Here is an 8,685-nt window from a genome sequence, read left to right as displayed (position 1 = left end):
GTTGTGGCGCTCCCATGGAGTATCTGTCCCATAGCGCATCCTTCCATTGCTGGCTGAATAATGCACCATCAAAGCCTGGGATCAAACAACTAGGCCGCCAACGATACGCTCGAGCGCGCGGACCTTCTCCTGGACGCGGGCGTGGTCCGCGTCGGCAACCGTGATCGTCGTGGTCAGATAGCCAAAGCTGACGTGATCGGCGCCCAGCGCCTGAAGCGCGTGATCGGCGTCGAGCACCTTGTTGTCGGCGTCGCTGTCGAGAAGCTGCGCGGGCTGGTTGTAGAGCACCTCGCGCAGCAGCGCAGTGATGGATTTCCTCTTGTTGAACCACTGCCGGCGCAGCCGGGTCAGCGCCTTTGTCGCCTGCGTTTTGTCGAGCGCGATGAAGCGCGTCACCCAGCGATAGCTGAACGCCTCGTGATTGAGGGCGTCGAGGATGCCGGGACGGCTGAGGTTTGGAAACCCGAGGATGGTGAGCGTGCGGAGATGCTCGGACCCAAGCATCGGCTCCAGCCCGCCGGTGAGCGGCGTATCGACCAGGATCCCGTCGAGATACATCGGCGTCTCCGGCACGCCGATGGCATGGTGCCGCTGCGAGATCGTGCCGTGGAGATAGGTCAGCGTCTCGGCGTCATCTAGCGCGCGAACTTCGGGCATAAACCCTGAAAACAGATCGAGCGCTCGGTCCGTCTCGGCAATGAAATGCCCCATAGCCTGCCGCCAGTCACGCCCCTTCAGATCGTCGCTGCGCTCCACGAGCGCGCGGCCCGCGGTGTCCGCCTGATCGGGCGGCGGCAGGAATGTGAGCGTCAGAAAATAACGGCTCTCGTAGTGCTGCTCGGCGGCCTCAAAGCCTGCGCGCCGTTCCTCATCGATCAGCCAGGATGCCGCTTCGGGGAAATGGCTCGCCGGATAGCCCAGCGCCTCACGGCGCTCGGCCTCGATATGGAGCGCCCAGCCCGATCCGAAGCGCTTCAATATATTGTTGGCGCGCGCGCAGGCCGCAACGAGCTCGGCTTCGGTGGCGCTTTCGAGGTCCGGCCCGCGGAAACGAAACGTCCGCTGGAAACCTCCGTCCTTGTTCAGCACGATGCCGGGGGCGACAAGCGCCGCCCACGGAAGATGATCGGCAAGCCGGTCGGCGCGGCGGCGGTACTCGTGCAGCATCAGCATGAGAGATGGCCCTTCTGCCGCAAATGCCGCACCAGAACGACCGCAAAGTCGGGGTCGCGCTTTGCTGCAAACACGGCAAGCGTATGCCCGATGGCCCAAAGCGCGAGCCCGGCGATCCACTGCTGAAGTCCGAGGCCGAGCGCTGCCGCGACCGTGCCGTTGACGATCGCGATGGCGCGCGGTGCACCGCCGAGCAGGATCGGCTCGGCGAGCGCGCGGTGCATCGGCGCCTCGAAGCCTTCGATATGGTGCGCGTTGTCGGTATTTGGGCCGGTCACGAGATGAGTGCTCCGCCGCCGAAGCTGAAGAAGCTCAGAAAGAACGATGAGGCGGCAAAGGCGATCGACAGGCCGAAAACGATCTGGATCAGGCGCCGGAAGCCGCCCGCCGTCTCGCCGAACGCGAGCGTCAGGCCGGTGACGATGATGATGATCACAGCGACGATCTTCGCCACCGGTCCCTGAACCGAGTCCAGCACCTGCTGCAAAGGTTCTTCCCACGGCATGCCGGAGCCGGCGGCCTCGGCGCCGGTCGCGATGAAAAGCCCGAGCGAGGCGATACCGAGAACGAACAGAAGCTTAGAGTAGTCTTGCGTGCGAAGCGTGCGCATGTCGGTCTCCTTGAATATCCGGCAGAAAATCGATGAGGTCGATGAGGCGGTAGCCGCCGTCCGGTCCGATGCCGTCGACACGGGCCGCGCGCGAGACGCGGCGCGCGCGGCCGCGCCCCGAAATGAACACGACCACGTCGATTGCTTCGGCGATCAGGCGCCGCGGCACCGTGACGACCGCCTCGGCGATCAGCTGCTCAACCCGGTCGAGCGCAGCACGCGCACTGTTTGCATGGACCGTCGCGATGCCGCCCGGGTGACCGGTGTTCCAGGCTTTGAGCATATCGAGGGCTTCCCCGCCCCGTACCTCGCCGACGATGATACGGTCGGGCCGGAGGCGCAGCGTCGAGCGCACGAGATCGGCCATCGTCACCGTGCCGGCTTTCGTGCGGAGCGCCACGACATCGGGCGCCGCGCATTGCAGCTCGCGCGTATCCTCGATCAGGATCACCCGCTCGTCGAGACCGGCCATTTCTGCGAGCAGCGCATTTGCGAGCGTGGTCTTGCCCGACGAGGTGCCGCCCGCAATGAGGATGTTCCTGCGCTCGATAACCGCGAGGCTCAGCACCCGCGCCATGTCGGCGGGCATGATGCCGTCGGTCACATAATCGGTGAGCGTATAGATCCTTGCCGCGGGTTTGCGGATCGAGAAGCAAGGCGCGACGCTGACCGGCGGGAGCACACCTTCGAAGCGTTCTCCTGCCCCTTCGCCGCAGGGCGGGAGTTCACCCGAGACGATCGGCGCCGCCGCGTGGACCTCGGCGCGCGCGTGCGACGCCACCAGGCGAACGATGCGCTCGACCTGCGCGGGGTCGAACCGCACGCCTGTGTCAATCCGCCCCTCGCCGAGACGGTCGACACGAAGCGTACCGTCCGGGTTCACCATGACCTCCTGAGTCAAAGGATCGGCCAGCGCGGCCGCGATCGTCGGCCCCAGAGCGCTGCGCAGCATGGCGCGCTTGCGTCCCTCGGCAATGTCGTCTGTCATCGTTCGCCTCCGCCGGTTGAAGGCGGGCCAAGCGTGCGCCGGCCGCTCGCCATCGCCTCACCGACACGCGTGACGAAGGCATTGAAACGGTCGCGGCCGACTGCGCGCAATGCCTCATCGGCATCAGGGAGCGGCGCCTGCACCATCAGTTCGTAGCGCACGAACAGAGCAAGGCTTTCGAGCAGAACCTGGCCGTCGCGTTCGATGCGGCCCAGCGCCATCGACATGCGATCGAGCCGCCCGCTGAACCGGTTCTCGAGCTCGCTCACGGCTTGGCGACCCAGCCAGGCGGTGAGCGCATCGGCGAGGATCGCCGATTTGGACGCGCCGGGCTGTGCGGCAAGCGCTTCGAACCGGTGGCTCAATTCCTGTGGCAGGAAAAGCTGGTAGCGCACGCGCGGCGGTTTCCTTGTTCTGCCCATCAGAATTTCGGCAGCGGTTTGGAATCGCGGGACTGGTTGATCGCGTGCGCGCGGATAACCGCATCGCGCGCACGCGCCTGGTCCATTACGCGCTTGTCGGTTGCCGGGTCGGTTTCGTCCTTCTCCAGGCCGAGCGCATCGACCGGCTTTGCAGGATCAGGCGATTTGGTCGTCTCCTCAATCCCCGGATGCCGCTGCTGCTCCAGCCCGTCATGATTGTCCGGCTTCACGTCTTCGTCGGCAATGACGAGCCGCGCGTCGGGCGTGCGCACATGACCGGTCCAGTCGTCGGCGCGTGCTTTCGGGTGGTCGCGCGCGGCGCCCTCTGCAATGACGGGCGGCGGCAACACGCGGCGCTTGAAATTGCGATCTTCAAAGTAGCGCAGCTTCTTCGCGCGGATCGGCGCGAGCCCTGAGAGCATGATGAGTTCATCGCTCGGCGGCAGCTGCAACACCTCGCCCTGTGTCAGCAGCGGCCGCGCGGTTTCCTGGCGGCTGACCATGACATGCGCGAGCCAGGGCGCGAGCCTGTGCCCGGCATAGTTGCGCATCGCGCGCTGTTCGGTGGCCTGCCCCAGCGCATCCGAAATGCGCCGCGCGGTGCGCTCGTCATTGGCCGCGAAGCTGACCCGGACGTGGCAATTGTCGAGGATGGAGTTGTTCTCGCCGTACGCCTTCTCGATCTGGTTCAGGCTTTGCGCAATCAGGAAGGCGCGCACGCCGTAGCCGGCCATGAACGCAAGGTTCGTCTCGAAGAAGTCGAGCCGTCCCAGGGCTGGAAACTCGTCGAGCATCATGAGGAGCTGACGCCTGCCGTTCGCTTGCGCGCGACCTGCATCGAGCTGCTCGGTGAGGCGCCGTCCGATCTGATTAAGGATCAGGCGGACAAGCGGCTTCGTCCGCGAAATATCCGACGGTGGGATGACGATGTAGAGCGACACGGGATGCTCGGCCTCGACGAGATCGGCGATACGCCAGTCACAACAGGACGTGACGGCCGCAACCGTCGGGTCGCGGTAGAGCCCGAGAAACGACATGGCGGTCGAGAGCACGCCCGAGCGTTCGTTGTCCGATTTGTTCAAGATCTCGCGCGCGGCGGAGGCGACAACCGGATGGACTTGCGGCGCCTCTTTTGTGCCGAGGTGATTGGTGGACATCATTCGCTTCAGCGTGGCGACGAACGTGCGCTGCGGATCGGACAGGAATGTTGCGACGCGGGCGAGGGTTTTTTCCTCTTCGGCATAAAGGATGTGGAGGATCGCGCCGACCAGAAGGCTGTGGCTGGTTTTCTCCCAGTGATTGCGGCGTTCGAGCGCGCCTTCCGGATCGACGAGGATATCGGCGATGTTCTGCACGTCGCGGACTTCATGCTCGCCCCGCCGCACCTCGAGGAGCGGATTGTATCTCGCTGACGCAGCATCAGTCGGATTGAAGAACAAGGCGTGGCTGAACCGCGCGCGCCACCCGGCGGTCAGCTGCCAGTTCTCCCCCTTGATGTCATGAATGACCGCGCTCCCCGGCCAGCCGAGCAGCGTCGGGATGACAAGACCGATGCCTTTGCCGCTTCGTGTCGGCGCGAACGCCATGACGTGTTCGGGGCCGTCGTGCCGGAGATAGCGTCCGCGCAGACGCCCGAGAAATACGCCTGCATCCCTGAACAGGCCGGCGCCCTCGATCTCCCGGCGGGTTGCCCACCGAGCCGACCCGTAGGTGGTGACGTTGGTACCCTGCCGCGCGCGCCAGAGCGAGCCTGCAATCGCCGCGCCGCAGCCGAGGAAGCCGCTCGCTGCGGCGATTATCCCCGCCTTGTCAAAGATCTGGGGTGCGTAGGCTTCAAAGTGGAACCACCACGGGAAGATGGCCCAGGGCCTATAGACCGGCGTCCCCGCAAGCACGAACCAGGCGTCGCCGAGCTGCGACTGGTAACCGAGCGCTGCCGCGCACCACTGTGTCGCCGCCCAAACGCCGCCGACGACGATCGCGAAAACGACAAAGATCTGACCGATCAGAAGCCTGGTGGGGGTCATGAGAATGCTCCGGCGGGAACGCAATGTTCCGACCGGAGAAGACTCGCACGGGTTCACTCGGCAGCGTTATAGCCTCTCCGCCGTCCGGAACGGCATTTCCACCGCCATGTGCGAGGCGGATGGCTGTATGGGTTGCTTTGGCGCTCCCGCTGCAGCGGGACCAATCATCAGCCTTTAGCTCGGCACGAAGTTATTGGCATATACAGCCAATCAACCTATATTAGTCTAGTCCGAGGTGCGCGAGGATTGAACGATGCCGACACGAAATGTCGTCCTGACCGACCATCAGCAGGATGTGATTGAAATGCTGGTGGATTCGGGGCGTTACCAGAATGCCAGCGAGGTTCTGCGTGAAGGCCTGCGGCTGGTCGAGCAGCGCGAGAACGAGGATGAACTCAAGCTCGACGCCTTGCGCAGGGCCGCACAGGTGGGTCTTGCCGATCTCGCCTCGGGCCGGTTTCGGGATGTGAAGCCGGGTGCCATTGAAGCGGCGATGGGCAGGCTCGGCGTCGAGGCCGGAAAGCGCGCGGGCAGGACCACTTGACCCGCACGATCCGTCTGGCTGCTGCGGCCGAGACTGACATCGTCGATATTCTGGAACATTCGGAACGCGAATTCGGGCCGGAGGCACGAACACGCTACGAAGCGCTGCTCGTCACGGCGCTGGACGACATCAGCGAGGCCCCGGAACGCCCGGGGAGTGCCCCGCGTCCGGAGCTCGGCGGCGATATTCGCTCGTGGCACCTTCGCCTCAGCCGTGAACGCGCGCGATCAGCGAGCGCGGGTGTGCGCCGGCCGCGGCATCTGATCCTCTATACGATCGTCGATGACGTGACCGTCGGCGTGTTGCGCGTCCTTCACGATGCGATGGAACTCCACCGCCATCTGGACGAAGCGTAACGCTATCTGTCGAGCGCGGAAAACGTGCCCTGTTCGTTCAACGCTGGGCCGAACGTATTGACCGGATAGATACGTTCTCAGGCAGAGGTTAAGGCGCTTAACGAAGGGGCGCGCTATTTAAGCAATGTCGGTATCGCTTAAATAAGCGGTTGCACGTGCGGCGCGTCCCGATCGGGTAACGTTTGGCGCTCTGCGTCTTCCTTCGCCTAACGCGATTGGATCCGACGCCTTCGGCACGTCTCGGCCAAATCCCGACGACACGCCAGTCTTGACGAATCGATGGTCTTCACGAAATGCTCGGCCCGCTGCGTTGACGTCCGATCGTCCAGCTGATTCCGGACTCCCGAACGATACCCGCGACGCTCTTGCCAACGTGGCGTTCGAGCATGTCGCGCCAGGGCACAAGCGTGAAGTCGCGCGACCGTTCGATGAGCGCATGGCGGCCGCTCGTCATCTCCACGGCGCGGACCAGCCTGCCCTGGACCTGATCGCCTGTTTTGGCCTCGGTGAACGGCAGCCTGAGCTCTTCCGACAACCGGGCCCCGACGCGCAGCAGCTCGCGCCGCTGCAGCGCCGCGAGCAGATTCCTTCGGTAAACGGTCCGGCCGTCCTGTTCCTCGGCAAGCTGCTCGGCGATGAGCCACTGGCGGCGTAGCTCCCGCGCGGCGTTCACATCGCGGCCGAAGCCCGCGTCGCGTATCGGTACCGACGTGCCCGCGATGAGATCGCGGTCGAGCCAGGTCGCGGCCTCGGCAACGACAAGGCTCTCCAAGGGCACGACCGACAACATTTCGAGGGAGACGGGACGCTCACGCAGCTGCCGTGCTTCGAACCGCTCCACCTTCTCAAGGTGATCGGGCGTGATGATCCAGGCCCCATCGGGTTCGCGCTCGAGGCTTCGCATGACGCGCCGGATCGCCTCCAATCGCCGCACGTGCGTCTCGGCGAAGGACTCGGTCGCGCTCGGGTCATGCTTCAAATGCGCGTCGATCGTGTAGCGACCGCTATGCGCTGCGGCGACAGCGACGATGGTCCGGTCAGCGGCGCGAATGCCGCCCCCGCGCGGCGTAATCCTGACGACGGCGTCGAGGGGAATTGCTCCCACCGCTTCACCTTTTCCGAGTGGCGTGTAATGCGCGCGCCCGTCGATCCCATCGATAAGCAGATAGTGACGATCCGCATGCTCATCGGCGAGGCCGCGCGAGAGGACGCGGCCGACAATCGGCCGGGCGTCCGCAGCGGCAGGATCGTAGATGACGCGATCAGCGCTTGCGCGTTCGAGATTTCGGGCGGAGAGATCGCGCTGCATCGTGCGGATGATGTCGCCGCGTTCGCCGATACGGCGAAGCGTCGTCGCAAGATCGGCGTCAAGGCGCCAGCTATCGCCGCCGACATGGGTCGCAAGGTTCATGCGCGCGAGCTTCTGCAGTCGGCTGGCGCGAAGCGCCTGCTGGAAGGGATCGATGTGGCGCGCGCTGACGAGGCGCATATCGTCCATGTCGCGAATGAGCCGCCGGTCGATCGCGGTCAATCGCTCCGCGCCCGTATCGCTGCGCAGCCGCTCTTCGATCTCAAGATCGGTGCGCGGCCCGAGATCGAGATTGACGATGTCCGCCGCGCGCGCGCAACCCGTGCGAAATATAGTCACGCGCGATGACGAGATCGGCGCCGCGATCATCCCTGCCGCGCAGGATCACATGCGTGTGCGGATGTCCCGTATTGAAATGATCGACCGCGACCCAGTCGAGCCTGGTCCCGAGATCCTGTTCCATCTGGCGCATCAGCCGGCGCACGAAGGGTTTGAGGTCGGGATACTGGTCGGCGTCCTCCGCCGAGACGATGAAGCGGAACTGGTGACGGTCGCCGCCCGCGCGCTCGAGGAAGGCTTTCCCATCGACCGCGTCCCTGCCTTCTGAATAGAGCGCGCCGGGCTCGCCCGCGCGGGTCACGCCGTCACGCTGGATATAGCCGAGGTGCGCCCGCGCTCCGCCCAGGCCTTTGCCCGCAAGCATCACGAGCCGCATCTTGACGATCACGCGGCGCGCGCGGAACCCGGCAAGGCGGTCGCCGGACCGCAGCACGCGCGCGACGCTCGCGCCGCGGCCGATCCGACTGCCCTCAAAGCTGCCGCGCCTGCCCGCGGCGGGTCCGCGTTTTCCCGCGCGCGCCGCGGCTTTCATCACCTGCGACAAATAGCGGGATTCACCGGCGTTGCCGCGCATCCGGCCAAGGCACGGGGTAAACGTGTCGTCGTGCATATCTTGCGTCCTTCCGCACTGGAATGACGCTCCCCGCCGGCAAGAATGGCGAACCCAGGGATTTTGACAAGGCGTCTCGCGATTGGGCGCTGAAACCCGCACGATTCCGTGCGTCCACACGGCTGTGTCTCGCGCGAAACTCGCGCGTCTCGCGAAACCCCTAAAAAATCGATGTGCAGACAATCACATGCAATATCGCGAGATATTGCTTCTATCTTGCCCTCCTATTTGGGCTCGATTTTCTGCAAGTCTTCGTCATCGTCATCTCTCCTCCATAACAGTAATAGGCACGCTATTCGACGCTGTG

The 8,685-nt window shown here is 64.8% G+C and carries 9 protein-coding genes and 1 pseudogene; 2 read left to right on the top strand and 8 right to left on the bottom strand.

What is annotated here, in order from left to right:
- Positions 1–90: 90 nt before the first annotated feature.
- The 6 genes and pseudogenes from GGQ98_RS17720 to GGQ98_RS17695 all read right to left on the bottom strand — a co-directional run.
- Positions 91–1,173 (bottom strand): annotated as a pseudogene (locus GGQ98_RS17720) (conjugal transfer protein TrbE); the annotation flags it as partial.
- Positions 1,167–1,397 carry a VirB3 family type IV secretion system protein gene (locus tag GGQ98_RS17715; RefSeq protein ID WP_184071941.1) on the bottom strand — a complete coding sequence of 77 codons (231 nt, stop codon included), beginning with the start codon at positions 1,395–1,397 and terminating at the stop codon, positions 1,167–1,169. The gene GGQ98_RS17715 and the pseudogene GGQ98_RS17720, both read right to left, overlap by 7 nt.
- A 50-nt stretch (positions 1,398–1,447) precedes the next feature.
- The gene (locus GGQ98_RS17710; protein WP_184071939.1) at positions 1,448–1,783 is read right to left on the bottom strand and encodes a TrbC/VirB2 family type IV secretion system protein; all 336 of its coding nucleotides are present in this window, start codon (positions 1,781–1,783) and stop codon (positions 1,448–1,450) included.
- Positions 1,752–2,771, bottom strand: a complete 1,020-nt coding sequence (gene trbB / locus GGQ98_RS17705; protein ID WP_184071937.1) for a P-type conjugative transfer ATPase TrbB — start codon at positions 2,769–2,771, stop codon at positions 1,752–1,754. Before trbB ends, GGQ98_RS17710 begins: the two co-directional genes overlap by 32 nt.
- Positions 2,768–3,166 (bottom strand): CopG family transcriptional regulator, encoded by a 399-nt coding sequence (locus GGQ98_RS17700; RefSeq protein ID WP_481133355.1) that lies wholly within the window; start codon positions 3,164–3,166, stop codon positions 2,768–2,770. The genes trbB and GGQ98_RS17700 overlap by 4 nt, the downstream gene beginning before the upstream one ends.
- Before the next feature lie 26 nt (positions 3,167–3,192).
- On the bottom strand, positions 3,193–5,220 hold the full coding sequence (locus GGQ98_RS17695) for a conjugal transfer protein TraG (protein ID WP_184071933.1): 2,028 nt from the start codon (positions 5,218–5,220) through the stop codon (positions 3,193–3,195).
- Positions 5,221–5,473: 253 nt separating this feature from the next.
- On the opposite strand from GGQ98_RS17695, the gene GGQ98_RS17690 reads away from it, so the two are divergent.
- Together GGQ98_RS17690 and GGQ98_RS17685 are read left to right on the top strand one after the other, a co-directional pair.
- On the top strand, positions 5,474–5,764 hold the full coding sequence (locus GGQ98_RS17690) for a type II toxin-antitoxin system ParD family antitoxin (RefSeq protein ID WP_184071931.1): 291 nt from the start codon (positions 5,474–5,476) through the stop codon (positions 5,762–5,764).
- A complete protein-coding gene (locus GGQ98_RS17685) occupies positions 5,761–6,120 on the top strand; it encodes a type II toxin-antitoxin system RelE/ParE family toxin (RefSeq protein WP_184071929.1) in 360 nt (119 codons plus the stop codon). The genes GGQ98_RS17690 and GGQ98_RS17685 overlap by 4 nt, the downstream gene beginning before the upstream one ends.
- A 286-nt stretch (positions 6,121–6,406) precedes the next feature.
- Here the strand turns inward: GGQ98_RS17685 and GGQ98_RS17680 are convergent, their stop codons facing one another.
- On the bottom strand, positions 6,407–7,768 hold the full coding sequence (locus GGQ98_RS17680) for a DUF3363 domain-containing protein (RefSeq protein ID WP_341534256.1): 1,362 nt from the start codon (positions 7,766–7,768) through the stop codon (positions 6,407–6,409).
- The gene (locus tag GGQ98_RS18895) at positions 7,692–8,378 is read right to left on the bottom strand and encodes a hypothetical protein (RefSeq protein WP_341534255.1); all 687 of its coding nucleotides are present in this window, start codon (positions 8,376–8,378) and stop codon (positions 7,692–7,694) included. Before GGQ98_RS18895 ends, GGQ98_RS17680 begins: the two co-directional genes overlap by 77 nt.
- Positions 8,379–8,685: the final 307 nt, after the last annotated feature.

The organism is Sphingosinicella soli, from assembly GCF_014199685.1.
In the GTDB taxonomy this organism is placed as follows: Bacteria; Pseudomonadota; Alphaproteobacteria; order Sphingomonadales; family Sphingomonadaceae; genus Sphingosinicella; species Sphingosinicella soli.
Note: the sequence above shows the minus strand (reverse complement) of the source record. Positions and strands in the feature narration are given on the sequence as shown.